This window comes from Stutzerimonas sp. FeSN7 (assembly GCF_030263795.1).
GTDB classification, from domain to species: Bacteria; Pseudomonadota; Gammaproteobacteria; order Pseudomonadales; family Pseudomonadaceae; genus Stutzerimonas; species Stutzerimonas stutzeri.
Map to the genome: position 1 here is coordinate 97,142 of NZ_JARPMN010000001.1, position 26,774 is coordinate 123,915.

The following is a 26,774-nucleotide window of genomic DNA, read 5'->3' on the forward strand; positions in this document are numbered from 1 at the left end:
ATGGGCGACCGCAACATCGAGATCGAACTCAAGCTGCTGATCGAGGCCATCTACCTCAAGTACAGCTACGACTTTCGCGACTACTCCAGCGCCTCGCTCAAGCGCCGGGTGCTGCTGGCGCTCAAGCAGCTCGACTGCGACAGCATCTCGGAACTGCAGCGCAAGATCCTCTACGACCCGCACGCCTTCATGGACCTGCTGCAGTACCTCACCATCCCGGTCAGCGAGATGTTCCGCGACCCGAGCTACTACCGGTCGCTGCGCGAGCACGTGGTGCCGGTGCTGCGCACCTATCCGTCGCTGAAGATCTGGGTCGCCGGCTGCAGCACCGGCGAGGAGGTCTACTCGATGGCCATCCTGCTCAAGGAGGAGGGGTTGCTGGAGCGGACGATCATCTACGCCACCGACATCAACCCGCGCTCGCTGGAGCAGGCACGTCAGGGCATCTTCGCCATCGACCACCTGCGCCAATACACCGCCAACTACCAGCAGGCCGGCGGCACCCGCAGTTTTTCCGACTACTACACCGCCGCCTACGACTCGGCGATCATGGACAAGTCACTGAAAGAAAAGGTTACGTTTGCCGATCATAGTCTGGCGACCGATAGCGTATTTTCCGAAACGCAATTCATCTCGTGCCGCAACGTGCTGATCTATTTCAACAAGCCGCTGCAGGATCGCGCCTTCGGTCTGTTCCATGAGTCGCTCTGTCACCGAGGCTTCCTCGGCCTGGGCAGCAAGGAGACCGTCGAGTTCTCGGGCTACGCCGGTCTCTACGAGCCGTTCGATAAATCGGAAAGGATCTTCCGCAAGCTATGAGCAGCTCCGATCAGGCGATCCTGCAGGCCAGACGCCAGTCGCCCATCGAGGCCGTGGTGATCGGCACCTCGGCTGGCGGGCTGGAGGCGCTGGGCGTGGTGCTCGAGGGCCTGCCAAGCACCTACCGCCCGCCGATCCTGGTGGTGCAGCATGTCCCGGCCCACGGCCGGAGCCAGCTGGTGGAGATCTTCGCGCGCAGAACCCGGTTGCGGGTCAAGGAAGCAGAAGACAAGGATCCGCTAAGCTCGGGCATGCTGTGTTTCGCGGCGCCCGGTTATCACCTGCTGGTCGAAGGCGACCGCAGCCTGTCGCTGAGCCAGGATGATGCCGTGCACTTTTCGCGGCCTTCGATCGACGTGCTGTTCGAATCCGCGGCCGATGTCTGGGGGCCGCAGGTGGCGGGCGTGCTGCTGACCGGCGCCAACGAGGACGGCGCTGCCGGCCTCGAGGCGATCCATCGGGTCGGTGGCCTGACCGTGATCCAGGACCCTGCCGAAGCGGCGGTGCCGACCATGCCGCGCGCGGCGCTGCAGCGCTTCGCACCGGACTACATCTTGCCCCTACGTGACATTCACCGACTGTTGCGAGAACTGGAGTGACCATGCCCGACCGTAACGACGAGGTGAACCTGCTCATCGTCGATGATCTGCCGGAGAACCTGTTGGCTCTGGATGCGCTGCTGCAGGCGCCGGGCGTCCGGGTGCACCAGGCCGAATCGGCCGAGCAGGCGCTGGAGCTGTTGCTGCGACATGAGTTCGCCCTGGCCATTCTCGATGTGCAGATGCCGGGCATGGACGGCTTCCAGCTGGCCGAGCTGATGCGCGGCACCGAGCGTACCAAGCAGATCCCCATCGTCTTCGTCAGCGCCGCCGGCCGTGAGCTCAACTACGCCTTCAAGGGCTACGAGAGCGGTGCGGTGGATTTCATGCACAAACCGCTGGATGCCCATGCGGTGCGCAGCAAGGTCAGCGTGTTCGTCGACCTGTACCGCAGCCGCAAGCGCCTGGCCCGTCAGCTCGAGGCGCTGGAGCAGAGTCGTCGCGAGCAGGAGGTGCTGCTCGACGAATTGCGGCAGACCAAGGCCGAACTGGAAGATGCGGTGCGCATGCGCGATGACTTCATGTCCATCGTTTCCCACGAACTGAAGACGCCGCTCAATACCCTGATCCTCGAGGTTCAGCTGCGCAAGCTGCAGCTCAGCCGCAACAACCTCGCCGCTTTCAGCGAAGAGCGCCTGCGCGGCATGGTGGACAAGGACGAGCGACAGATCCAGAGCCTGATCCGGCTGATCGACGACATGCTCGACGTCTCGCGCATCCGCACCGGCAAGCTGTCGATCCGCCCGAGCCGCACCGATCTCGCCGCACTGGTGGGCAACGTGGTGGAAAGCTTCGCGGCGCAGATGGAAGCCTGCGGCTGCGAGCTGCGGCTGGAGCGCAACGAACCCATCGTCGGGGTCTGGGATGCCTTCCGCATCGAGCAGGTACTGGCCAACCTGCTCACCAACGCCATGCGCTACGGTGCCGGCAGGCCGGTGCAGGTGAGCGTCGCCGCCTGTGCCGAAGGAGCCTGCATCGAAGTGCGTGACCATGGCATCGGCATCAGTCCGAAGAGCCTGGAACGCATCTTTCACCAGTTCGAGCGGGCCGAAGGCAGCGAAAGCAGCGCCGGACTGGGCCTGGGGCTGTTCATCGCCGATCAGATCGTGCGTGCGCACCAGGGGCGTATCCAGGTGCACAGCGAGGAAGGTCGCGGCTCCGTGTTCCGCGTGCTGCTGCCGCTGGGCGAATAGCCAGCCTCGCAGCCCCAGGGCGGCGGTCTCAGGACGAGCAGCTGATTTCCAGATGCTTGCCCCACTCGGGCGGCCGCTCGGCGTAGCGCTCCATCCCGGGCTGTTCGTCGAAGGGGCGGCTGAGAACCGCATGCAGCTCGCGCACCGGCGCGTAATCGCCTTTCTCCGCCGCCTCGATCGCTTGCTGCGCCAGGTAGTTGCGCAGGATGTACTTCGGATTGACCGCGTGCATCCGTGCCTGCCGCGCGACCGGATCGCCGCCCTCGCGGGCGCTGCGCGCGCAATATTCCGCCGCCCAGGCATCGAAGCCCTGCAGGTCGATGAAGTCCTCGCGCAGCCGCTGCACGGCCTGTTCGGCCGGACGCTCGCCGAGTTCGCGGAAGAAGCGCGTGTAGTCCACCGCGCTGCCCTGCATCAACTGCAGCAGGTGGCGGATCAGCTCGGCGTCGCCATCCTCGGCTTGGCTGAAACCCAGCCGGCGGCGCATCAGATCGAGCCATTCGACCTCGTACAGCGGCAGGAACAGCTCCATGGTTTCGCGCAGCACCTTGACCTCGACGAAGGGCGTCAGCGCCTGGGCCAGCGCGGCCAGGTTCCAGTGGGCGATGGGCACCTGATTCTCGAAGGAGTAGCGGCCGGTATCGTCGGAGTGGTTGCAGATGAAGCGGGCATCGAAGTCATCGAGGAAGGCGTAGGGGCCGAAGTCGAAGGTGATGCCGAGGATCGACATGTTGTCGGTATTCATCACCCCGTGGCAGAAGCCGTAGGCCTGCCAGCGGGCAATCAGCGCGGCGGTGCGTTCGAGCACCGTGCGGAAGAACATGTGGAACGGTTCGGGATGTTCCAGCAGTTCGGGGAAGTGCGCCTCGATGACATGCTCGAGCAGCTGCTTCAGTTCGCCGTGCTGGCGGGTGTAGTAGAAGAACTCGAAGTGGCCGAAACGCACGTGGCTCGGCGCCAGGCGCAGCAGCATGGCGCCACGCTCGGGGCGTTCGCGGTAGACCAGGGTGTCCGAACCGGTGACGCACAGCGCGCGGGAACTGGGGATGCCGAGGGCGTGCAGGTGCTCGCTGGCGAGGAATTCGCGGATCGACGAGCGCAGCACCGCGCGACCATCGCCCATGCGCGAATAGGGTGTCTTGCCGGCGCCCTTGAGGTGCAGGTCCCAGTACTCGCCGGCCTCGTTCACCACCTCGCCGAGCAGCAGGCCTCGGCCGTCGCCGAGCTGCGGGTTGTAGCTGCCGAACTGGTGGCCGGAATAGACCATCGCGCGCGGCTCGGCGGTGGACCAGATCTTGTGCCCGGAGAACAGTTCGGCGAACAGCGGCTGCTCGGCTTCGGCCGGGTCGAGATCCAGCAGGGCCATCGCCGCCTCGCTTGCCACCACCAGGCGCGGCGCTTCCAGCGGCTGCGGCGATACCCGGGTGGAAAAGGTATCGCCGAGACGGGCGAAGCGATTGTCGAAATGGAGCTGGGTCAGGGTCTTCAAGTCGCCTCCGGCGCGGCATGCGGGCAAGCATGGCTCGGCCGGAGCCGAGCCTGTTCAGGACGTTGGAGGACGACGGACGCCTGGACGTTCCTCAGGCGCGATCGTCGGTTGCCGGCTTGTCGCCATCGGCCGGTTTGGTAGCGGCGCTGAGCTGCAGCTGCTGCCCCGCAAAATTCTTGAGGAAGATATCCACCTGGCGGAAAGCGATGCTGATGCCCGCCTTGTTGAATTCGCGATCGATGAAGCGGTTGATCTCGTCGGTGGCAGGGTTGCGGTCGCCGAGGTCGCGCACGTGGATGCGCAGCTCGTGGTCCAGCGTGCTTTCGCCGAAATTGAGGAAGAACACCTGCGGTTCGGGCTCCTTGAGCACCCGCGGGTTGTCCTGCGCTGCCTTGTAGAGCAGCGCCTTGACCTTGTCCAGGTCCGATCCGTAGGCGACGCCGACCTTGATCGTCACGCGCGTTACGGTGTCGCTCAGCGACCAGTTGATCAGCTGGCCGGTGATGAAGGTCTTGTTCGGGACGATGATGTCCTTGCGGTCGAAGTCGGTGATGGTGGTGGCACGGATGCGAATCCGGCTGACCGTGCCGGACAGGTTGCCGATGGTGACCACGTCGCCGATGCGCACCGGGCGCTCGAAGAGGATGATCAGACCGGAAATGAAGTTGGCGAAGATCTCCTGCAGGCCGAAACCCAGGCCGACCGAGAGCGCCGCCACCAGCCATTGCAGCTTGTCCCAGCTGACCCCGAGGGTGGACAGTGTGGCGACGATGCCGAAGCCGGCCAGCGCATAGGACAGCAGCGTGGTGGTGGCATAGGCGCTGCCCTGGGCCAGGCGCAGCTTGGACAGCACCATGACTTCAAGCAGGCCCGGCAGGTTGCGTGCCAGGGCCACGGTGATGGCGATGATCAGCAGCGCACCGAGCAGGTTGTTCAGGCTGATCGCCGCGGTGGTCAGCGTTTCGCCGCTGCCGGTGGTGTATTCATAGAGGGTGATGTTGTCCAGGTAGGAGACCACCGAGATCAGGTCCGACCACACCCAGTACAGCGCCACCAGGAACACGCCGAACATGGTCAGGCGGGTCAGGCGCAGGGACTGCTGGTTGACCTGCTCGATGTCCAGCCCAGGCTCGCCCTGGGCTTCGATCGTATCGCTCTGCTCATCGGCCATGGCTTGCCGTCTGGCCAGTGCGCGCTTGTAGGCCAGGCGCCGCGCCGCCACCGTCAGCCCGCGGATCAGCGCGGCCTCGACGACGATCCAGATCATCAGCAGGTAAAGGGTGTCGATCAGCCGGTCGGTCAGCTTCAGCGCGGTGTAGTAGTAGCCGAAGCCCACCGCGACGATCAGCGCGATCGGTAGCACACTGAACAGCAGGCCGATCATCAGTCTCACTGGTGGCGCATTCTGGCTCGATGGGCCTTTGAGCAGCAGGCGGTTGAGACGCCAGCTCATCAGGGCGAAGCAGGTCAGCACCACGAGGATGCCGAGCACGTCGTCGGCCAACCGCGCCGGCTGGTGCTCGGCGACGCTGACCACCGCCACCAGGGCCATGACGATCAGGCCGAGGCGGCGGATCTCGTCGCGCAGGAAGGCCACCTGCGGCCGTGACCAGCCGAAGTGCAGCTCGGCGACACGCCCCGGCGAGAGCATGCGGTAGGCGCTGTAGAACACCAGCCAGGCCTGGGCCATTTCGAACAGGGCGGCACCGAGCACGTAGTTCTGTCCGCGTGCATCCATCTGCAGCAGATAGCCGCAGAGGGCGAGGAACAATGCGCCAGGCAAGGCCAGCAAGAGATTGAGCAATAGCGCCAGCGGTGTATGCAGCTGGCTGTCGTTGCGGAAGTGGCCGATCTGCTCGCTCAGCGAGCTGAGCTTGGCGTCGATCTTGTTGCGCCACCAGAGCAGGGCGGCGATCAGCAGCAGCAGCGGCAGGAAGAACAGCGGCCGCTCCTTGAGACCGGCGCCCAGTTCCTGCAGCGCCGACAGCCAGGGCATCGACGCCAGCTGGGCCTTGAGGCGCTGGGGGGCGCCCTGCAGCCAGCTGAGATCCAGCGGCTTGTTGCTGGGAATCCAGAACATCTGCTCGTCGAGGGTATCGCTGAGCGCGCGCGCGGTGTCCTGCAGCTGCTTCTGGTTCAGCTGCAGGGTGATCGAGGCGTTGAGCAGCGCATCCAGCTCGCGATTGAGGCGGTCGAGCAGCTCGCTGCGGGTGGTCGCCAGGTCGAGCAGCGTGCGCCGCAGCTCCGGGGTCACATCCTCCTCGTTCTGCCGGGCCAGCAGCTGCTCGACATAGGCGCTGGCATTGCCAGCGGCCTCGCGGCGCTGGTTCAGCTCGAACTGGTACAGGCGGATGTCGGCGATCTCGTCGGCGAGGTTCTTGTCCAGCTGCAGGCTCGGCAATGCCTGCTTCTGCTGGTAGAGGATGCGCGACAGCAGCAGGCTGCCCTCGAGCACCGAGATCTGCTCCTCCAGCGCCTGGTCGGTCTGGTTGAGGGTGTCGAGCTGCTGGCGGGTCTGCAGGTTCTGCTGGTTGAGACGGTTGAGGCGCTCGGTGGCGCGCAGCAGGTAGTCGGAGAGTTTGAGGTTCTCGGCGCTCTCGGCGGCGAGCAGCTTGTCCGAGCCGGCCTGCTGCACCCGTGCCGAGAACTCGGCGACGGTCTGCTCCGATTCGGCGCGGCGCTTCTCGTTGATCAGGGCCTGCAGTGCCTGGGTTTCCTTTTCGGCACGGGCGATGCGTTCGGCCAGCAGGTCACGGCGTGCCTTGCCCAGGTCCTGCAGCTGGCTGTTGCCGGCAAGCTCCTGGCGGCGCAGCTCGATCTGGGCATTGAGCGAGACGATCTCGGCGTCCAGCAGGGCGCGGCGTTCCTCGCTCAGCGGCTTGCCCGACTCGCGCCCGTTCTTGAGCAGGTTGTTGATTTCCTGAATGCGTGTCTGCGCCGTGCCGATCTGCGCCTGGGCCCGTTCCGGACGGGTCTGCGCGGTGATGATCATGCTGTTGGCCGCGCTGAACTGCTTCTGCCACTCCGACAGTTCCTCGACCCGCGCGCTCAGGCGCTGCTCGAGCGCCTCGACCGACTGCTTGGCGTAGCGCTCGGCGGCGTCTTCGTCGGGGCTGGCCTTGAGCTTGGCCAGCTCGCGCTGGGCCTCGGTGATCTCCTTCGGGGCCTGAGCCAGCAGGGCCTTGAGTTCCTCGGCGCGCTTGTTGCTGGTTTCGGTTTGCTGGAGCAGACGCTGGGTCTGCTCGCCGAGCGACAACGCCGGCTTGGCTTCGCCTTCGGCGGCGGGCGGCGTGCCGGTCAGGCTGTCGAGGGATTGGGCGTGCAGCGGGGCAACGAACAGGCAGAGCGTGGAAAGCAGCAGGGTGCGCAGAAATGACATGGAGGCAGACGCAGGCGGGTGACCGAAAGTGCGAAAGTCTACGGGCTGCGCCAGCCGAGCGCGAGTACCGTGCAACGGGTCGACGGACGGGCTCGTTGGCCGGGCGGTTCGCAGCAATGCAGTGGTTCGCGGCGCCGGTTCGCTAGCCGGCGAAACGGGGCGATCGGTGGACCGCCCCAGACGCTAGAACATCAGCTGCGGGCCGGGCTTGTCGCCCTCCGGAAACTTCAGGCCGACCTTGCGCACCTGGCCCGCGTCCATCGCCGCCACGGTCCAGGTCAGGCCGTTCCATTCGACCTGGTCGCCGACCACCGGCCGGCCGCCGACCTGCTCGGCCATGAAGTCACCGATGGTCTGCTCGCCATCCACCTCGCCGAGCTTGAGCCCATAGAGCGCGGCGATGGCATTGAGCTGGGCGTCGGCCTCGAGGATGAAGTCGCCGAAGAAACGCAGGTCCTGTCCGCGCGTGGGTGCCTGGCTGAACAGCTTGCCAAGGGCCGGCAGGTCTTCGTCATGGCCGATCACGCAGAGGATGTCATCCACCTGCAGGCGGGTACTGCCCGACGGGTGCAGCAGCTCCTTGCCTCGGAACAGGGCGGCAATGCGCGTGCCCGGGGGCATCTTCAGTTCCCGCAGCGCGGCGCCGACGCACCATTTGCTGGCGCTCAGGCGGTAGACGAACATCTCCCACTGGCTGGTGGTGTGCACCTGCAGGCCGGTACGCGAGACCGGCATCGGCGACGGCGGGACTTCCACCTTGGCCTTCTTCGCCGCCCAGGCCAGCGTCGAGCCCTGCAGCAGCAGCGATACGAGGACGATGAAGAACGCCACGTTGAAGAACAGCTGGGCATTTTCCAGCCCGGCCATCAGCGGGAACACCGCGAGGATCACCGGCACCGCGCCGCGCAGGCCGATCCAGGAGATGAACAGGCGCTCGCGCAGGTGGAAGCTGCGAAACGGCAGCAGGCTGACGAACACCGCCAGCGGCCGGGCGAAGAGGATCATCCACAGCGACAGCAGCAGCGCCGGGATGGCAATGGGCAGCAGCTCGCTGGGCGTGAGCAGCAGGCCGAGCACCAGGAACATGCCGATCTGGCTGAGCCAGGCCAGGCCATCGAACATGTGCAGGATGCCGTGGCGGTTGCGGATCGGCCGGTTGCCCAGCAGCAGGCCGCAGACATAGATCGCCAGGATGCCGCTGCCGCCGATGGCGCCGGACAGGGCGAAGATCATCAGGCCGCCGGCCACCGCCAGCAGCGGGTAGAGGCCGTCGGCCACCGACAGACGGTTGATCAGCTGCAGCAGCAGCCAGCCGCCGAGCAGGCCGAGCACGGTGCCGATGCCGAACTGCTGCAGCAGGCTGAGCAGGAAATCCCAGCCAAAGGTGGACTGGCCGGCGAGCAGCATCTCGATCAGTGCGACGGTCAGGAACATCGCCATCGGGTCGTTGCTGCCCGATTCGATTTCCAGGGTCGACCCGACCCGCTCGTTGAGGCCCTTGCCGTTGAGCAGGTTGAACACCACCGCGGCATCCGTGGAGCCGACGATGGCGCCGATCAGCAGGCCCTGCAGCAGCGGCAGGTCGAACAGCCAGGCGGCGGCCAGGCCGGTCAGGCCCGAGGTGATGGCGACCCCGAGGGTGGCCAGGGAAAAGGCCGGTTTCAGCGCGACGCGGAAGGTGGCGGTGCGGGTGCGCATGCCGCCGTCGAGCAGGATCACCGCCAGCGCCAGGTTGCTGATGACGAAGGCGAGGCGGTAGTCCTCGAAGACGATGCCGCCGACGCCATCGACGCCAGCGAGCATGCCGACGGCAAGGAAGATGACCAGGATGGGTACGCCGAGGCGATTCGACAGCGAACTCATCAGGATGCTTGCAGCCACCAACAAGGCACCGATGAAGAACAGGTGGTTGATGTTGCCGACGTCCAAATGAACACTCCGTTAGAGAAAGCCGCCTCGCGCCCATGCACGGGATATGCCAGCGATTCTAACCTGATGATTTGACGGGCTGTCAAAAAAACGCCCCGCATCGGCGGGGCGTTGTAACAATATCTCCAGTGGGCTAGAACCAGGCGTCCTGCATGCCTAAGCAGGTGTCGTCGCGGGCTTCCAGAAGCGCCAGCTCGTGGGCGCAGGCCGGCACTTCCCAGGTCAGGAAATAGCGCGCCGCCTGCAGCTTGCCGCGGTAGAAGTCGGCATCTGCCGGATTGCCCTCGGCCAACCCGCGCTCGGCACGCAGTGCCTGTTCCAGCCAGCGCCAGCCGATCACTGCGTGGCCGAACACCTTCAGATACAGCGCCGAGTTGGCCAGTACCTGGTTGACCTTCCCTGCCATCAGGTCGCCCAGAAGCGCCTGGGTCACGCTGGTCAGCCGGGCGACGTGCTGTTCCAGTGGCTGGCGCAAGGCACCGAGCGAGTCGTATTCGGCGGCGCGCTGGCAGCAGTCCTGGATCAGCCCGAGCAGCTGGCGCAGGCCGGCGCCCTTGTTCTGCATCAGCTTGCGGCCGAGCAGGTCCAGCGACTGGATACCGTGAGTACCTTCATGGATCGGGTTGAGGCGGTTGTCGCGGTAGTACTGCTCCACCGGGTACTCGCGGGTGTAGCCGTGGCCGCCGAGGATCTGGATCGCCAGTTCGTTGGCCTTCAGGCAGAACTCCGATGGCCAGGACTTGACGATGGGGGTGAGCAGGTCGAGCAATTCCGCCGCACTGCGCCGCGCCTCCTCGCTTTCCGCGGTGTGCTCGTCGTCCACCAGCCGCGCGGAATACAGGCCGAGGTCGAAGGCGCCCTCGACGTAGGCCTTCTGCGTCAGCAGCATGCGCTTGACGTCGGTGTGCTCGATGATCGGCACCTGGGTCGACGCCGGGTCCTTGCCGTCCGGCAGTCGGCCCTGCGGACGCTCGCGGGCGTAGTTCAGCGAGTAGAGGTAGCCGGCGTAGCCGAGCATGATCGCGCCCATGCCGACACCGATGCGCGCCTCGTTCATCATCTGGAACATATAGGCCAGGCCCTTGTGCGGCTCGCCTACCAGGTAGCCGACGCAGTTGCCGTTGTCGCCGAAGTTCAACGCGGTGCTGGTGGTGCCGCGCCAGCCCATCTTGTGGAACAGGCCGGCCAGCAGCACGTCGTTGCGTTCGCCCAGCGAACCGTCGTCGTTGATCAGGAACTTCGGCACGATGAACAGGCTGATGCCCTTAACCCCGGGCGGTGCGTCCGGCAGCTTGGCCAGCACCATGTGCACGATGTTTTCCGACAGCGGGTGGTCGCCGCCGGAGATGAAGATCTTGTTGCCCTTGAGCCGGTAGCTACCGTCGCCGGCCGGTTCGGCGCGGGTGCGGATGTCCGATAGCGAGGAGCCGGCATGCGGCTCGGTAAGCGCCATGGTGCCGAAGAAACGGCCCTCGAGCATCGGTTGCAGGAAGCGCCGCTTCTGCTCCTCGGAACCGAAGGTCTCGATCAGGTGCGAGGCGCCCATGCTCAGCATCGGGTAGGAGCTGGTGGCGATGTTGGCCGACTGGAAGTGGGCGAAGCAGGCACGCGACAGCAGGTTGGGCAGCTGCATGCCGCCGTCGTCGAAACTGCGCTGGGCATTGTGGAAACCCGCCTCGATAAAGGCGTCGACCGCCGGTTTGACTTCCGGGATCAGCACCGCCTCGCCGTTCTGGTAGACCGGCTCGTGCTCGTCGGACTTGCGGTTGTGCGGCGCGAAATATTTCTCGGCGATGCTGCGGGCGGTGCCGATGGCGGCATCGAAGGTTTCGCGGCTGTGATCGGCGAAGCGCTCGCGGCGCGTCAGGGCCTCGGCGTCCAGCACCTCGTAGAGTTCGAAGGCCAGGTTGCGCGGGCAGAGCAGGGTCTCGGTCATGGTCAACCTCCATTTCTATCGGCCCGAGTCTAAGGACGCCCGTTTTCCATTGCCTAGCTCCATCCATTGCACTGATGGAGCGTCAACACGGGCGACCTCCTCCTAGTCGAGCAACTGACGCATCAGCGAGGCGAGTTCGCCCTCGGCCAGCCCGGCCGCTTCCAGGTGCATCAGTGCCGCTTCGCGATGCGTTGCCAGTTGCTGGCGCGCGGCCTGGGGACCGAGCAGCGACACCACCGTGGCCTTGGCCCGATCCTGCTGGCAGTCCTTGCCGGTCTGCTCGGGGCTGAGGCCGTCGGCGATGTCGTCAAGCAGCTGGAAAGCCAGGCCCAGTTCGACGGCGAAACCGTGAAGATGCCGCATCAGCGTTCGATCGGCCCCGACCAGCAGCCCGGCCAGGGTCAGCGCAGCGCTAAACAGGGAGCCGGTCTTCAATTGGTTGGTGGTGGTGGCTGCATCGAGTGGGTGAGCCTGTTGCTGCGCACCGTGCAGGTCGCGGAACTGCCCTCGCACCAGACCCTGCGCACCGACGGCGCGAGCCAGGATGGCGACCGCTTCGTTGCGCTGTCTGGGCGTCAGGCCCGGCGCGGTCGCGGTGATGCCGTAGGCGTGGCTGAGCAGGGCCACCGAGGCGAGTACGGCGACGTCTTCGCCGAAACGCAGGTGCAGGGTCGGCTGGCCGCGGCGCAGGCTGGCGTTATCCATGCAGGGCATGTCGTCGAGAAACAACGACGCGGCATGGATCATCTCCAGCGCACAGGCCGGATCCAGGCCGATCGCCGGATCGGCATCCAGATCGCCCAGTGCCAGCAGAAGCAAGAGCGGCCTGAGCCGCTTGCCGGGTGCCAGGGTGCCCTCGCGAAGCGCGAGCGTGACCGTGTCCAGCTCCGATTCGGGAAACGGCAGGCGCAGCGCCAGGCGCTCGTCGACTTGCCGGCGCAGGCGCAGCAGGCTGTCGCATGACGGGAGCGGGAGGCTGGTATTCGGCGTTTGCATGGCGCTGCCCTCGCTGGCGTCCCGGCACGAGCCAGGATGGCGGATAGGTTGTACAACCTGGTGAAGGTTTGACAGAAACTTGTACAACTCGTGCCATCGCATAGCACTTTTTTCAGGTCATCACGTCCAATGAAGTCATTCCGGGGAGCCGATTCCATGAGCAAGCAATCGCTGGTCAGCCGCAAGAACGATCATCTGGACATCGTCCTCGATCCCGGGCGCGCGGCGAGCGCAGCAGGGAACGGTTTCGCTGCCTTCCGCTTTGAGCACTGCGCCCTGCCCGAGTTGCACCTGGACCAGATCGACCTGCGCAGTCAGCTGTTCGGGCGGCCGCTACAGGCACCGCTGCTGATCAGCTCCATGACCGGTGGCGCGGCGCGCTCGGCGGCGATCAATGCGCATCTGGCCGAGGCCGCTCAGCAGCTGGGCATCGCCATGGCTGTCGGCTCGCAGCGGGTGGCGCTGGAAACTGCCGGCGACCAGGGGCTCACCGGTCAGCTGCGCCAGCTGGCGCCGGACATCCTGCTGCTGGCGAACTTCGGCGCCGCCCAGCTGGTTCGCGGCTATGGCGTGGACGAGGCGCGGCGGGCGGTGGAGATGATCGAAGGCGACGCGCTGATCGTGCACCTCAACCCGCTGCAGGAGGCCGTGCAGACCGGTGGCGATCGGGACTGGCGCGGCGTGCTGCAGGCGATCGAGGCACTGGCCGCGCGCCTGCCGGTGCCGGTGGTGATCAAGGAAGTCGGCGCGGGTATATCCGCAGCGGTGGCCCGGCGACTGATCGATGCCGGGGTGGCCGCCATCGATGTGGCTGGTGCCGGCGGCACCAGTTGGGCTGCGGTGGAGGCCGCGCGGGCGGCAGACGCCAGCCAGCAGGCCGTCGCCCAGGCCTTCGCCGACTGGGGCATACCCACGGCGCAAGCACTGCTGGCGGTGCGAGAGGCCTGCCCAAACACGCCGCTGATCGCCTCCGGCGGTATCCGCGATGGCGTCGAGGCGGCCAAGGCGATCCGCCTGGGCGCCGATCTGGTGGGGCAGGCGGCCGGCGTGTTGCAGGCGGCGATGCACAGCAGCGAGGCGGTGGTCAGCCATTTCGAGGTGCTGATCGAGCAGTTGCGCATCGCCTGCTTCTGCACCGGCTCGGCCGATCTCGCCGCGCTGCGGCAGGCGCGGCTGCTGCAGCTGTCCGCATGCTGATGCGCGGCCCGGCGCGCCGATGACACATTTTGCGGCAATTGTGCCGCCCTTTCTCAGCCATCTGCGGGCGTTCGAGGCGATCGCCTGGCAGCTGCAGCAACATGGCCACCGCGTGACCTTTATCCAGCAGGCCGATGTCGGCGCGCTGCTGGCCCTACCCGCGGCGGGCTTCGCCGCCATCGGTAGCGACACCCATCCGCCGGGCTCGCTGGCCGCGGTGGTGCGTCGTGCCGCCAGCCCCGGACCGTTCGGCATTCGCCGGGTGATCGCCGACATGGCGGCGAGCACCGAGCTGTTCTGCCGCGAGGCGCCTGCCGTGTTGCGGGCGCTGGAAGTGGAGGCGGTGCTGGCCGACCAGATGGAGCCGGCCGGTGCGCTGCTGGCCGAGCACCTCGGGCTGCCATTCGTTTCCATCGCCTGCGCCCTGCCGTTCAACCGCGAGCCGCTGGTGCCGCTGCCGGTGATGCCCTGGCGCTACCGGGCCACGGACTGGGGCGAGCAGCTCAACCGGCACAGCAGCGGCGTCTACGATCGGCTGATGCGGCCGCATGCCGAGGTGATCGAGCGCTATTGCCGGGCGTTCGGCCTGGCCAGACGCACGAGCCTGAGCGACTGTCTGTCGCCGCTGCTGCAGATCAGCCAGACGGTGAACGGCTTCGACTTTCCGCGGCAGGCCCTGCCGCCACACTTCCATGCGCTCGGCCCGCTGCGCCAGCCGCTGCCGATGGCGGCCGGGCTGGAGTGGCCGCTGGACCGTGCATGGCCTTTCGTCTTCGCCTCGCTGGGCACGCTGCAGGGCCACCGCTACGGCCTGTTGCGCAGTATCGCCCGCGCCTGTCGGCGGCTCGATGTGCAGCTGTTGATCGCCCATTGCGGTGGGCTGGATGCCGCAACGGCCGCCAGGCTCCGGCAGGAAGGCGCATGCTGGGTCACCGACTTCGCGCCGCAGCGGGCCGTGCTGGCGCAGGCGTCGACCGTGGTGACTCATGCCGGGCTGAACACCGTGCTCGACGCCTTGGAGGCGGGTGTGCCGATGCTGGCGCTGCCGATCGCCTTCGACCAGCCCGGTGTCGCCGCGCGTATCGAGCACGCCGGCGTCGGGCTGCGCCTGCTTCCGGCGCTGGCCAGCCCGGCGCGTATCGCCCATGCGCTGCGGCGGCTGCTCGACGAAGCGGCCTTCCGCCAGCGTGCCGCGGCGCTCGGTGAAGAGGTTCGCCAGGCCGGTGGCGCGGCCCGCGCCGCCGAGCTGATCGAAAGCGCGCTCGGCTGCGTTCGGCCTCGGTCGGAGGTGGCCGATGACGCCTGATGCAGACCTGATCCTGGTCGGCGGTGGCCTGGCCAACGGGTTGCTGGCCCTGCGCTTGCGCCAGCAGCGACCGGAGCTGCGCGTGCTGCTCCTGGAGCAGGGCGAAACCCTCGGCGGCAACCACACCTGGTCGTTCCACCAGCACGACCTGACTCCGGCGCAGCAGGCCTGGCTGGCGCCGCTGGTGGAGCAGCGCTGGCCGGGTTACGAGGTGATCTTTCCCGCCCTGCGACGGCAGCTCGGCAGCGGCTACGCGAGCATTTTCTCGTCGCGCTTTCATCAGCACCTGATGGCTGAGCTCGGCGGGCAGATTCGCCTGGGCGTGGAGGTGTCCGCGGTCGAGCCGCAACGCGTTCAGCTGCTCGGCGGGCAGAGCCTGGAGGCCGGGGCGGTGATCGACGGGCGCGGCGTGCGGCGCAGCGCTCAGCTGGCGCTGGGCTTCCAGAAGTTTCTCGGCCAGGAGCTGCGTCTGCAGCAGCCCCATGGCCTGCAGGTGCCGATCATCATGGACGCCAGCGTCGCCCAGAAAGACGGCTATCGCTTCGTCTACGTGCTGCCGCTCAGCGTCGACAGCCTGCTGATCGAAGACACCTACTACGCCGACGGCGACGCGGTGGCGCCGGAGACACTGCGCGCCAATATCCAGCGCTACGCCGAGGGCCGCGGCTGGGCGATCCGCGAGGTGCTGCGCGAGGAGCAGGGCGTGCTGCCCATCGTGCTGTCCGGCGATATCGCGGCGTTCTTGGACGAGTCGCGTGGCGTGCCGCAGAGCGGGCTGTCGGCCGCGCTGTTCCACCCCACCACGGGCTATTCGCTGCCCGATGCGGTGCGCCTGGCCGACCACCTGGTTGCCCTCGATCGCTGGGACGCAGGCAGCCTGTTCGCCGCGATTCGCGACTATTCCACGCTGCAGTGGCGCCGGCGCGGCTTCTTCCGCCTGCTCAATCGCATGCTGTTCATGGCCGGCCCGGCGGATCGCCGCTGGGCGGTGATGCAGCGTTTCTACCGGCTGCGCGAACCGCTGATCCAGCGCTTCTACGCGGCCGAGCTGACTGCCTGGGACCGCTTGCGCATCGTCTCGGGCAAACCTCCCGTGCCGGTGGGCGAGGCGCTGCGGGCGCTGGCCGCCAGCAATCTGCACAAGGACAGACGATGAACCAGGCAACAGGCGGTGTGAGGCGGGCGGTGGTGATCGGTGCCGGTTTCGGCGGGCTGGCGTTGGCGATCCGCCTGCAGCGCGCTGGCGTTCAGACGACGCTGCTGGAGAAGCGCGACAAGCCGGGCGGCCGCGCCTACGTCTACCGCGACCAGGGTTTCACCTTCGACGCCGGGCCGACGGTGATCACCGATCCGCCGGCGTTGGAAGAACTCTTCAGCGGCGCCGGCAAGCGCATGGCCGACTATGTCGAGCTGCTGCCGGTCAGCCCCTTCTACCGGCTGTGCTGGGAGGACGGCTACAGCTTCGACTACGTCAACGACCAGGCCCAGCTGGACCGGCAGATCCACGCGCTCAACCCTCGCGACGTGGCCGGCTATCAGCGCTTTCTCGCCTATTCGCGGGCGGTGTATGAGGAGGGCTACGTCAAGCTCGGCACCGTGCCCTTCCTGTCGTTTCGCAGCATGATCGGCGTCGCGCCGCAGCTGGCCAAGCTGCAGGCCTGGCGCAACGTGTACAGCATGGTGGCCAAATTCGTGGAGAACGACCGGCTGCGCCAGGCGCTGTCCTTTCACTCGCTGCTGGTGGGCGGCAATCCGTTCGAGACCTCGTCCATCTACGCGCTGATCCATGCCCTGGAGCGCCAGGGCGGTGTCTGGTTTCCCCGCGGCGGCACCGGGGCGCTGGTGCAGGGGATGGTCCGGCTGTTCGAAGATCTGGGCGGCAGGCTGGAGCTGAACGCCGAGGTCGTGCGGATCGAGCTGGAGGCTGGACGCGCGAAGGCCGTAATCACCGGTGACGGGCGCCGCTTCGACACCGATGCGGTGGCGTCCAACGCGGATGTGGTCAACACCTACAAGCAGCTGCTCGGGCATGAGGAGCGTGGTCGCGACGAGGCCAAACGGCTCTCCGGCAAGCGTTTCTCGATGTCGCTGTTCGTCATCCATTTCGGCCTCAAGCGCCGCCATGAGCACCTGCAGCATCACACGGTGTGTTTCGGTCCGCGTTATCGCGAGCTGATCGACGAGATCTTCAAGCGCGAGACGCTGGCCGACGACTTTTCCCTCTACCTGCACGCGCCCTGCGTCACCGATCCTTCGCTGGCGCCGGAAGGCTGCGCCAGCCATTACGTGCTGGCGCCAGTGCCGCACCTGGGCACGGCGGATATCGACTGGGCGGAGGAGGGGCCGAAGTACCGCGACCGCATCTTCGAGTACCTGGAGCGGCACTACATGCCGGGGCTGCGTGGCGATCTGGTGACTCACCGGATCTTCACGCCGCAGGATTTTCGCGACGAGCTCAACGCCCATCTGGGCTCGGCGTTTTCGCTGGAGCCGATCCTCACCCAGAGCGCCTGGTTCCGCCCGCACAACCGCGACGACGTGATTCCCAACCTCTATATCGTCGGCGCCGGCACTCACCCGGGTGCCGGCGTGCCGGGCGTCGTCGGTTCGGCCAAGGCCACCGCCGGGCTGATGCTGGAGGACTTCATGTTAAAGGGGCAGGCCGGATGAACGATCAGGTCATCGATCACTCCACTCAGGCGATCAATGTCGGCTCCAAGAGCTTCGCCGCCGCGGCAAAGCTGTTCGACGAGCGCACCCGCCAGAGCGCGGTGATGCTCTACGCCTGGTGCCGTCATTGCGACGATGTGATCGACGGCCAGACGCTGGGGCATGGCCAGGTCGAGGGCGATCGCAACAGCGGTGAGGCGCGGCTGGCCGAGCTGGTCGACCTCACCGAGCGCGCCTACGCTGGCGAGCCGATGGCCGATCCGGCGTTCGCCGCCTTCCAGCAGGTGATCCAGCGGCACCGGATTCCCAAGGCCCATCCGCTGGAGCACCTGGCGGGTTTTCGCATGGATGTGCAGGGCTACCGCTACCAGACCCTCGACGACACCTTGCTGTACTGCTACCGCGTTGCCGGCGTCGTGGGCCTGATGATGGCGCGGGTGATGGGCGCCGAGGCGGAGCCGACGCTGGATCGCGCCTGTGATCTGGGCTTGGCCTTTCAGCTGACCAACATTGCCCGCGATATCGTCGAGGATGCGCAGATCGGGCGCGTCTACCTGCCGGCCGAGTGGCTGGCGGAGGTGGGTATTCCGGAGGACGAGGTCGCGCTGCCTCAGCATCGCGCCGCGTTGGCGACGCTGGCGGCGCGACTGGTGGATCTGGCCGAGCCCTACTATCGCTCTGCGTCTCAGGGCCTGCGCGACCTGCCGCTACGCTCGGCCTGGTCGATTGCCACGGCTCATGGCGTTTACCGGCAGATCGGCGTCGAGGTGAAAGCGCGCGGCGCGGCGGCCTGGGATGCGCGGGTGTCGACCAGCAAAGGGCAGAAGCTGCAGTTCCTGCTGGGGGGCGGCGTGCTGGCGCTGGCCTCGCGGCGGATGCAGGTCAGGCCGCGTCCTGACGATCTCTGGAGACGTCCTCGCTAGATGCACCCTGGTGCTTGCGCAGCGGCCCGTCGTGCAGCTCGCGCAGCTGGCGCTTGAGCACCGCCAGCGGCGGCGCGTAGAGAAAGCCGAAGGATACGCAGCGCTCCTTGCCTTCGACCGCATGGTGCAGACGGTGCGCCTGATACAGCCGCTTGAGATAGCCGTTGCGCGGCACGTAGCGCAGCGGCCAGCGGTGATGGACCAGCCCGTCATGAGCGACGAAATAGAGAAAACCGTAGGCCGTCATCCCGGCGCCGATCCATTCCAGCGGGTGATAACCGGCCGTGCCCAGGGCGATCAGCAGGATCGCCACGCCAGCGAACACCACCGCATAGAGGTCGTTCTTCTCGAACCAGCCGTTGCGCGGCTCGTGGTGCGACTTGTGCCAGCCCCAGCCCCAGCCGTGCATCACGTACTTGTGTGCCCACCAGGCGAAGACTTCCATGCCGGCCAGGGTGGCCAGGAAGACGAGCGTATTGGTCAGTGGACTCATGACGGGATTCCGTGTGACGTGCGGTCGATTCTACGCCCCGTCGCGGCGGCTCAGGGCTCGCCGCGACGGAATGCGTAATGACTCAGGCCTGCCAGCCGCCGGCAAGTTCACGAGTCAGCTGGCCGGCCGGGATCTCCCGGCAGCCGCTGACATTTTGCCCGGCCCACAGCGGCGTGCAGTGATCCAGGCCCTGCTTCTCGGTCTGGGCGCGCAGCGCACCGATGGCGTTGCCGGCCAGCGGAAAGGGCGGAACCCCTTCGGGCAGCGGACCCAGTTCGCGCATGATGCGGTTGACGATGCCGCGTGCCGGACGCCCGCTGAACAGGGTGGTCAGCGCGGTATGCACTGCCTGCGGGCTCTTCAGCGCGGCGCGATGCAGCGCATTGGTGCGGCTCTCCGGGCACAGCAGGTAGGCGGTGCCCAGTTGCACACCAGCGGCGCCCAGGGCCTGCGCTGCCGTCACGCCCTGGGCATCGGCGATGCCGCCGGCGGCGACCACCGGTACGTCCAGCGCGGCGACCAGTTGCGGCAGCAGGGCGAAGGTGCCGAGTTGGGTGGTCAGGTCCTCGCTGAGGAAGATGCCGCGGTGGCCGCCGGCCTCCAGACCTTGGGCGATCACCAGGTCGACGCCGTGCTGCTGCAACCAGAGGCCTTCGGCGACCGTTGTCGCGCTGGAGGCGATCTTCGCCCCGGTGGCGCGGGCGCGCTGCAACAGGTCGGGGCTAGGCAGGCCGAAGTGGAAGCTGACCAGTGCGGGCCTGTGCCGCTCCAGCACCGCGGCCATTGCCACGTCGAACGGCTGGCGGGTGGCGCCGGCCGGAATGTTGGCTGGGTCGACGTCGAATTCGGCGAACAACGGTGTGAGCATCCGGTGCCAGGTGTCGAAGGCCGTCGGGTCGGCGGCTGGCGTCTGGTGACAGAAGAAATTGACGTTGTAGGGTCGGTCGGTCAGCGCCTCGATGGCGGTCAGCTCGGCGTCCAGCGCTGCCGCATCGAGCATGCCGGCCGGGATCGAACCCAGCCCGCCGGCCTCGCACACCGCCGCGGCCAGCAGGTGATTCTGCGCACCGGCCATGGGTGCCTGGATGATCGGGTGCTCGATGCCGAAGAGATCGCGCAGGTCCATGGGGCAGCTCCGTTCAGTCGTCGTGGGGCGCCACTGTAGCCCGTGTCGGTGATCGGGGAAAACGACGCCGGTCATGCCGGGCCTGCGCTGGGCAGGGCCGACAGGTAAACTGCGCCGCTCTCCAGGAGGATCAGATGAACTACCGCCACGCCTTCCATGCCGGCAACCACGCCGATGTGCTCAAACACCTGGTGTTGAGCCGGATCTTCGCCCTGCTGTCGCGCAAGGAGGCCCCGTTCGCCTACCTCGACAGCCACGCCGGCGTCGGCCTCTACGACCTGGCCGGCGACCAGGCCAGCCGCACCGGCGAGTGGCTGCAGGGCATCGCCCGCATCTGGCAGGCCGAAACCCGCCCGGCGCTGCTAGACGACTACCTCGGCGTGATCCGCTCGCTCAACCCGGACGGCGCGCTGCGCTACTACCCGGGCTCGCCGGAACTGGCGCGGCAGCTGACCCGCGAGCAGGATCGGCTGCAGCTCAACGAGAAGCATCCCGAGGATGGCGCCCTGCTCAAGGACAACATGTCCGGCGACCGCCGCGTGGCGGTGCACCGGGGCGAGGGCTGGCATGTACCGCGGGCGCTGATGCCGACCCGCGAGAAGCGCGTGGTGCTGCTGATCGACCCGCCATTCGAACAGGCCGACGAACTGAGCCGATGCGTCACGGCGCTCAAGGAAGCGCTCGGCCGCATGCGCCAGACCATCGGCGTGATCTGGTATCCGATCAAGGACGAGCGCCAGCTCAAACGCTTTTATCAGGACCTCGCCCGCAGCGGCGCCCCGAAACTGCTGCGTGCCGAACTGTTCGTCCATCCCGCCGACGACGCCAGCCGCCTGGCCGGCTCGGGCCTGGCCATCGTCAACCCGCCGTGGGGGCTGGAGGATGAACTGCGAGAGCTGTTGCCCTGGTTGGCCGAGCAGTTGGCGCAGAGCCAGGGTGGCTGGCGGCTGGACTGGCTGATCGAAGAGGCCTGAAGAGGGCCTTCGCCCGTGTAGGCATTGGCCGGCTCGGTGGGCTTCAGCCGGCCAAAACCGGCTCGCCACTAGAACAGCCTGAGTGGCTCTTCCTGCAGCGCCGACATCTGCTCGCGCAGGATCAGCACCTGGTCGCCCCAGTAGCGTTCGCTGCCGAACCAGGGAAAGCTCATGGGGAAGGCCGGGTCGTCCCAGCGTCGTGCCAGCCAGGCGCTGTAGTGCATCAGCCGCAGCGCGCGCAGGGCCTCGATCAGCGGCAGCTCGCGCGGGGCGAAATCGTGGAATTCGTTGTAGCCGTCCACCAGTTCGGCCAGCTGGCCGAGCCGCTCGTGTCGCTCGCCGGCGAGCATCATCCACAGATCCTGTACTGCTGGGCCCATGCGGCAGTCATCCAGGTCGACCAGATAGAAGGCGTCGTCGCGGGCGAGGATATTGCCCGGGTGACAATCGCCATGCAGGCGGATCGGGGTGAAGTCTGTGCTGGCGAAGACATCCTCGACCCGCTTGAGCAGGTCCCGCGCCACCGACTCGTACGCCGGCAGCAGGCTCCGCGGCACGAAGTCGCCTTCCAGCAACGTGCTCAGCGAATCATGGCCGAAGTTCTGCACGCCCAGCGTTTCGCGATGCTCGAACGGGCGGTTGGCGCCTACCGCATGCATGCGGCCCAGCAGCTGGCCGAGGCGATAGAGCTGGTCGAGATTGCCGGGCTCCGGTGCGCGGCCGCCGCGGCGCGGGAAGAGGGCGAAGCGAAAGCCGGCGTGCTCGAACAGCGTGCTGCCGTCGCGCTCGAGCGGTGCCACCACCGGCACCTCGTGCTCGGCCAGCTCCAGACTGAACTGGTGCTCCTCGAGGATCGCCGCGTCGCTCCAGCGACCCGGACGATAGAACTTGGCGATCAGCGGCGTTTCGTCTTCGATGCCCACCTGATAGACGCGGTTCTCGTAGCTGTTGAGCGCCAGCACGCGGGCATCGCTGAGGTAGCCGATGCTTTCCACGGCGTCGAGGACCAGGTCCGGCGTGAGTGTGTCGAAGGGATGGGACATGACCGGCTCCGCTGACTAGGTCGTCCAGTGTACGCCCTCCATCGGTCGGCGGCTTCATTCGCCTGGTTTCGGGGTGCGCGCCAGGCAATAGACATCGACCCGTTCGGCGCCGGCGCGCTTGAGCAGGCGCGCAAGGGCTTCGGCTGTCGCGCCGGTGGTCAGCACATCGTCGACCAGCGCCAGATGCCGGCCCTTGACGTCGGCACCGGTTGCGATGGCGAAGGCCTGACGCAGGTTGCGGCGGCGGGTGGCGGCGTCCAGCTGCTGCTGAGCCGGGGTGTCGAGCACACGTTCGAGCGCGCGGGCGTCGGTGGCGATGCCCAGTGGGCGGCTCAGCCAGTCGGCGAGCATCTGCGCCTGGTTGAAACCGCGCTGGCGCAAGCGACGACGGGCCAAAGGCACCGGCAGCAGCAGGTCCGGCCGCGGCAGCCCCTCGGCGAAGGCATGCTCCAGATGATGGGCCAGGCGTTCGCCGAGCAGCCGGCCATAGGGCCAGCGTGCCTGGTGCTTGAAGCGGGTGATCAGCGCATCCACCGGGAAGGCGAAGCGCCAGGGCACTTCGACGTGATCGTAGCTGGGCGGTCGCTTCAGGCATTCGCCACAGACCAGCCCGCGGCTGGGCAGCGGGACCGCGCAGACCGTGCACCGACCGTCGAGCCACGGCAGATCCGCCTCGCAGGGGCTGCACAGTGGCTGACCCTCGCAGCGCTCGTCGCAGAGCAGGCAGTGGTGTTCAATAATTGACCAGTTGTAAACCATGATTCCGTTCCTGGTTGACAGCGTATCGGGCTTGGCTAACCATTCCGCATCCGTGTCAGGCCGCCGCGCCGCTATTAATTACAAGGAATGCCCATGAGCGCCACCTCCGCTTCCGTTACCCGCCACGACTGGTCCCTCGCCGAGGTCAAGGCGCTCTTCGAGCAACCCTTCAACGACCTGCTGTTCCAGGCGCAGACCGTGCATCGCCAGCACTTCGACCCCAATCGTGTTCAGGTTTCCACGCTGCTCTCGATCAAGACCGGTGCCTGCCCGGAAGACTGCAAGTACTGCCCGCAGTCCGGTCACTACAACACCGGTCTCGATAAAGAGAAACTGATGGAAGTGCAGAAGGTGCTGGAGGCCGCAGCCGAGGCCAAGGCCATCGGCTCCACCCGCTTCTGCATGGGCGCGGCCTGGAAGCATCCGTCAGCCAAGGACATGCCCTACGTGCTGAAGATGGTCGAGGGCGTCAAGGCCATGGGCCTGGAAACCTGCATGACCCTCGGCAAGCTGGATCAGGAGCAGACCCGCGCCCTGGCCGCTGCGGGCCTGGACTACTACAACCACAACCTGGATACCTCGCCGGAGTTCTACGGCAACATCATCACCACCCGCACCTACGCCGAGCGTCTGGAGACGCTGAGCTACGTGCGCGAGGCGGGGATGAAGATCTGCTCGGGCGGCATCCTCGGCATGGGTGAGTCGCTGGACGATCGCGCCGGCCTGCTGATCCAGCTGGCGAACCTGCCGGAGCACCCGGAGTCGGTGCCGATCAACATGCTGGTCAAGGTCAAGGGCACGCCGCTGGCCGAGGAACAGGACGTCGATCCGTTCGACTTCATCCGCATGCTCGCCGTGGCGCGGATCATGATGCCGAAATCCCATGTGCGTCTGTCGGCCGGGCGTGAACAGATGAACGAGCAGATGCAGGCCCTGGCCTTCTTCGCGGGTGCCAATTCGATCTTCTACGGCGAGAAGCTGCTGACCACCGCCAACCCGCAGGCGGACAGGGACATGCAGCTGTTCGCGCGTCTGGGCATCAAGCCGGAAGAACGTCAGGAGCACGCCGACGAGGTGCACCAGGCAGCCATCGAGCAGGCGCTGATCGAGCAGCGCGACAGCAAGCTGTTCTACAACGCCGCGGTCTGATCTTCTCGCCGGGGGGATGAGCGTCGCGTTCGTCCTCCCGGTGCCTGCTCTGGTTTCTTCGCAGTGACGGCCCGCTTGCGGTTGTTCACGGTCTCCGGTTCCTGCCATGACATTCGATCTCGCTTCCCGCCTCGCCGCCCGTCGTGCCGAGCACCTCTATCGCCGGCGTCCGCTGCTGCAGAGTCCGCAAGGGCCTGAGGTGACGGTCGACGGTGAACGCCTGCTGGCGTTCAGCTCCAACGACTACCTGGGCCTGGCCAACCATCCCGAGGTGATCGCGGCGCTGCAGCAGGGCGCCGCGACCTGGGGCGTGGGCGGCGGTGCCTCGCATCTGGTGATCGGTCACAGCACGCCGCATCACCAGTTGGAGGAGGCGCTTGCCGAGTTCGCCGGCCGGCCGCGTGCGCTGTTGTTCTCCACCGGCTACATGGCCAATCTGGCGGCGGTGACCGCGTTGGTCGGGCAGGGCGACACGGTGCTGGAAGATCGCCTCAATCACGCCTCCCTGCTCGATGCCGGTCTGCTCAGTGGTGCGCGCTTCTCTCGCTATTTGCATAACGACGCGAGCAGCCTCGCCAAGCGACTGCAGAAGGCCAGCGGCAACACCCTGGTGGTCACCGATGGCGTGTTCAGCATGGACGGCGACCTCGCCGACCTGCCGGCGCTCTGCGCCGAGGCGAAGCGACATGGCGCCTGGGTGATGGTCGACGATGCCCACGGCTTCGGCCCGCTGGGCGCCACCGGCGGCGGCATCGCCGAGCATTTCGGTCTCGGGATCGACGAGGTGCCGGTGTTGGTCGGCACCCTCGGCAAGGCCTTCGGTACCGCGGGTGCCTTCGTCGCCGGCAGCGAGGAACTGATCGAAACGCTGATCCAGTTCGCCCGTCCCTACATCTACACCACCAGCCAGCCGCCGGCGGTGGCCTGTGCCACACTGAAAAGCCTGGAGCTGCTGCGCAGCGAGGGCTGGCGCAGAGACCAGCTGAACCGACTGGTCGCGCGCTTTCGGGCCGGCGCGGCGCAGATCGGCCTGACGCTGATGGCCAGCCCGACGCCGATCCAGCCGGTGCTGGTGGGCAGCAGCGCGCGGGCGCTGAGGTTGTCGGCCTTGCTGCGCGAGCGCGGCATCCTGGTCGGCGCCATACGTCCGCCGACCGTTCCGGCCGGTAGCGCGCGGCTGCGGATTACCCTCACCGCGAGTCACAGCGATGCGCAGCTCGAGCGCCTGCTGGAGGCGCTGGCCGAGTGCTGGGCCCTGTTGCCCGAGGAGTGCGACGATGCGTGATCGACTGATTCTGCTGCCCGGCTGGGCCTTTGGCCCGGCGGCGCTGGAACCCCTGGCCGAACTGCTGCGCGAGCGTGAACCGCGGTTGCAGGTCGAGATCGCGTTGCTGCCAACGCAACCGCAATCCGGCGCCTGGCTTGACGAACTGGATGCGCGAGTGCCGCCTGACAGCTGGTTGGCCGGCTGGTCGCTGGGCGGCATGCTGGCCACGCAACTGGCCGCGCGTCGCGGCGACAGCTGCCCCGGCCTGATCACCATCTGCAGCAACCCCTGCTTTCGCAGTCGCGACGACTGGCCGACGGCCATGCAAGCGGAAGTGTTCGATGCCTTCGAAGAGGCCTTCCGCCTCGGTCCGGACGATACGCGCAAGCGCTTCAGCTTGCTCTGCAGTCGCGGCGCCTACGATCCACGCACCCTTGCCCGGCAATTGCAGGTGAGCCTGCTGGATCAGCCGCAGGCGGTGTCGGCCGCGGGTCTGCGCCTGCTCGCCGAACTGGACGGGCGCGCGGCGCTGCAGCGCTATGTCGGGCCGCAGCTGCACCTGTTCGCCGGCAGCGATGCGCTGGTACCGGCGGCCGCGGCCGAGGCCTTGCTGGCCTGCCTGCCGGATGTGGAGGTCGATGTGCTGGCCAATGCCAGCCATGGCCTGCCGCTGGAGCGCGCCGAAGACGTGGCGACGGCCATGCTGGCCTTCATGGGCGAGGGCGAGGATGACTGACTGCGCCGCCGTGTTGCCGGACAAGCGCCAGGTCGCCGCGTCCTTTTCCCGTGCTGCGGCCAGCTACGACAGTGTCGCCGCTCTGCAGCGACAGGTCGGCAATCAGCTGCTGGCGCGCCTGCCCGCCGATCTGCAGGTCGCCAGCTGGCTCGACCTGGGCAGCGGTACCGGCTATTTCTCTCGCGCACTGGCAGCAGCGTTTCCCCAGGGCGACGGCATCGCGCTGGATATCGCCGAGGGCATGCTGCGCCATGCCCGACCGCAGGGAGGCGCGCGGTATTTCGTGGCTGGCGACGCCGAACGCCTGCCGCTGCGCGGTGCTGGCCTGGACCTGATCTTTTCCAGCCTGGCCCTGCAGTGGTGCGAAGATTTCGCCAGCGTGCTCGGCGAGGCGCGACGGGTGCTTCGCCGGGGCGGCACCTTTGCCTTCAGCAGCCTGTGTGTGGGCACCCTGCAAGAGCTGCGTGACAGCTGGCAGGCGGTGGACGGTTTTACCCACGTCAACCGTTTTCGCACCCTGGACACCTACCAACGACTCTGCCGGGACAGCGGTCTGCAACTGCTCGGCCTCGAGGTTCGCCCCGAGGTGCTGCATTTTGCCGATCTGCGGCAGCTGACCCACGAACTCAAGGCGCTCGGCGCGCACAACCTCAATCCCGGTCGCCCGGGCGGGCTCACCGGCCGTGCACGTATCCGCGCGTTGGTCAGCGCCTACGAGCGCTACCGCCAGACCGAGGGGCTGCCGGCCACCTATCAGGTCGTCTACGGCCTGCTGCGCAAGGAACCCTGAA

At 67.1% G+C, this 26,774-nt stretch carries 22 protein-coding genes; 13 read left to right on the forward strand and 9 right to left on the reverse strand.

Translation table 11 applies throughout. The features are described 5' to 3' along the window. Genes P5703_RS00430 through P5703_RS00440 form a run of 3 tightly spaced genes read left to right on the forward strand, consistent with a single transcriptional unit; the run spans position 1 to position 2,611 of the window. Positions 1–819: a CheR family methyltransferase gene (locus tag P5703_RS00430; protein ID WP_125852672.1), complete on the forward strand. Its 819-nt coding sequence runs from the start codon at positions 1–3 to the stop codon at positions 817–819. Beyond that, complete coding sequence (locus P5703_RS00435) at positions 816–1,418, forward strand: chemotaxis protein CheB (RefSeq protein ID WP_079329389.1); 603 nt, start codon at positions 816–818, stop codon at positions 1,416–1,418. Before P5703_RS00430 ends, P5703_RS00435 begins: the two co-directional genes overlap by 4 nt. A 2-nt stretch (positions 1,419–1,420) precedes the next feature. Next, entirely contained in the window at positions 1,421–2,611 is a 1,191-nt protein-coding gene (locus P5703_RS00440; RefSeq protein ID WP_045159803.1) for a hybrid sensor histidine kinase/response regulator, read from the forward strand. A gap of 28 nt (positions 2,612–2,639) precedes the next feature. Here the strand turns inward: P5703_RS00440 and selO are convergent, their stop codons facing one another. From selO to P5703_RS00465, 5 genes are all read right to left on the reverse strand, one after another. Next, complete coding sequence (gene selO / locus P5703_RS00445) at positions 2,640–4,100, reverse strand: protein adenylyltransferase SelO (RefSeq protein ID WP_285585158.1); 1,461 nt, start codon at positions 4,098–4,100, stop codon at positions 2,640–2,642. 91 nt (positions 4,101–4,191) lie between these two features. Next, complete coding sequence (gene mscK / locus P5703_RS00450; RefSeq protein ID WP_014597920.1) at positions 4,192–7,479, reverse strand: mechanosensitive channel MscK; 3,288 nt, start codon at positions 7,477–7,479, stop codon at positions 4,192–4,194. 183 nt (positions 7,480–7,662) lie between these two features. Continuing rightward, complete coding sequence (locus P5703_RS00455) at positions 7,663–9,408, reverse strand: potassium/proton antiporter (RefSeq protein WP_192475342.1); 1,746 nt, start codon at positions 9,406–9,408, stop codon at positions 7,663–7,665. 133 nt (positions 9,409–9,541) lie between these two features. Further along, positions 9,542–11,344 (reverse strand): acyl-CoA dehydrogenase, encoded by a 1,803-nt coding sequence (locus P5703_RS00460; RefSeq protein ID WP_285585162.1) that lies wholly within the window; start codon positions 11,342–11,344, stop codon positions 9,542–9,544. A gap of 102 nt (positions 11,345–11,446) precedes the next feature. Continuing rightward, the gene (locus tag P5703_RS00465; RefSeq protein WP_285585166.1) at positions 11,447–12,340 is read right to left on the reverse strand and encodes a polyprenyl synthetase family protein; all 894 of its coding nucleotides are present in this window, start codon (positions 12,338–12,340) and stop codon (positions 11,447–11,449) included. Between the two features lie 156 nt (positions 12,341–12,496). On the opposite strand from P5703_RS00465, the gene fni reads away from it, so the two are divergent. Genes fni through crtB form a run of 5 tightly spaced genes read left to right on the forward strand, consistent with a single transcriptional unit; the run spans position 12,497 to position 18,436 of the window. Further along, the gene (gene fni / locus P5703_RS00470) at positions 12,497–13,537 is read left to right on the forward strand and encodes a type 2 isopentenyl-diphosphate Delta-isomerase (RefSeq protein ID WP_285585168.1); all 1,041 of its coding nucleotides are present in this window, start codon (positions 12,497–12,499) and stop codon (positions 13,535–13,537) included. Between the two features lie 19 nt (positions 13,538–13,556). Further along, on the forward strand, positions 13,557–14,843 hold the full coding sequence (locus tag P5703_RS00475; protein WP_285585171.1) for a glycosyltransferase: 1,287 nt from the start codon (positions 13,557–13,559) through the stop codon (positions 14,841–14,843). Beyond that, entirely contained in the window at positions 14,833–15,999 is a 1,167-nt protein-coding gene (gene crtY, locus P5703_RS00480) for a lycopene beta-cyclase CrtY (protein WP_014597915.1), read from the forward strand. The genes P5703_RS00475 and crtY overlap by 11 nt, the downstream gene beginning before the upstream one ends. After that, positions 15,996–17,513 (forward strand): phytoene desaturase, encoded by a 1,518-nt coding sequence (locus P5703_RS00485; RefSeq protein WP_019405459.1) that lies wholly within the window; start codon positions 15,996–15,998, stop codon positions 17,511–17,513. Before crtY ends, P5703_RS00485 begins: the two co-directional genes overlap by 4 nt. Continuing rightward, positions 17,510–18,436 (forward strand): 15-cis-phytoene synthase CrtB, encoded by a 927-nt coding sequence (gene crtB, locus P5703_RS00490; RefSeq protein WP_125460182.1) that lies wholly within the window; start codon positions 17,510–17,512, stop codon positions 18,434–18,436. Before P5703_RS00485 ends, crtB begins: the two co-directional genes overlap by 4 nt. Here the strand turns inward: crtB and P5703_RS00495 are convergent. Continuing rightward, entirely contained in the window at positions 18,396–18,929 is a 534-nt protein-coding gene (locus P5703_RS00495) for a sterol desaturase family protein (protein ID WP_011914879.1), read from the reverse strand. The two genes, crtB and P5703_RS00495, sit on opposite strands and share 41 nt — an antisense overlap. An 82-nt stretch (positions 18,930–19,011) precedes the next feature. Continuing rightward, on the reverse strand, positions 19,012–20,055 hold the full coding sequence (locus tag P5703_RS00500) for an NAD(P)H-dependent flavin oxidoreductase (protein WP_019405456.1): 1,044 nt from the start codon (positions 20,053–20,055) through the stop codon (positions 19,012–19,014). Positions 20,056–20,189: 134 nt separating this feature from the next. Between P5703_RS00500 and P5703_RS00505 the strand changes: the two genes are divergently transcribed. Beyond that, positions 20,190–21,029: a 23S rRNA (adenine(2030)-N(6))-methyltransferase RlmJ gene (locus P5703_RS00505; protein WP_011914877.1), complete on the forward strand. Its 840-nt coding sequence runs from the start codon at positions 20,190–20,192 to the stop codon at positions 21,027–21,029. A 68-nt stretch (positions 21,030–21,097) separates the two neighbouring features. On the opposite strand, the gene P5703_RS00510 is transcribed toward P5703_RS00505, so the two are convergent. Beyond that, a complete protein-coding gene (locus tag P5703_RS00510; RefSeq protein ID WP_011914876.1) occupies positions 21,098–22,072 on the reverse strand; it encodes a serine/threonine protein kinase in 975 nt (324 codons plus the stop codon). Positions 22,073–22,126: 54 nt separating this feature from the next. Continuing rightward, positions 22,127–22,831 carry a ComFC family protein gene (locus tag P5703_RS00515; protein WP_011914875.1) on the reverse strand — a complete coding sequence of 235 codons (705 nt, stop codon included), beginning with the start codon at positions 22,829–22,831 and terminating at the stop codon, positions 22,127–22,129. 93 nt (positions 22,832–22,924) lie between these two features. Here P5703_RS00515 and bioB point away from each other — a divergent pair, with 93 nt between their 5' ends. The 4 genes from bioB to bioC all read left to right on the forward strand — a co-directional run bounded on the left by bioB (position 22,925) and on the right by bioC (position 26,773). Continuing rightward, a complete protein-coding gene (gene bioB / locus P5703_RS00520; protein WP_013984241.1) occupies positions 22,925–23,980 on the forward strand; it encodes a biotin synthase BioB in 1,056 nt (351 codons plus the stop codon). Positions 23,981–24,086: 106 nt separating this feature from the next. Next, positions 24,087–25,265: an 8-amino-7-oxononanoate synthase gene (gene bioF / locus P5703_RS00525; RefSeq protein ID WP_013984240.1), complete on the forward strand. Its 1,179-nt coding sequence runs from the start codon at positions 24,087–24,089 to the stop codon at positions 25,263–25,265. Beyond that, positions 25,258–25,983, forward strand: a complete 726-nt coding sequence (locus P5703_RS00530) for an alpha/beta fold hydrolase (RefSeq protein ID WP_125865077.1) — start codon at positions 25,258–25,260, stop codon at positions 25,981–25,983. The genes bioF and P5703_RS00530 overlap by 8 nt, the downstream gene beginning before the upstream one ends. Beyond that, positions 25,976–26,773, forward strand: a complete 798-nt coding sequence (gene bioC / locus P5703_RS00535) for a malonyl-ACP O-methyltransferase BioC (RefSeq protein WP_285585188.1) — start codon at positions 25,976–25,978, stop codon at positions 26,771–26,773. The genes P5703_RS00530 and bioC overlap by 8 nt, the downstream gene beginning before the upstream one ends. Position 26,774 lies beyond the last annotated feature (1 nt).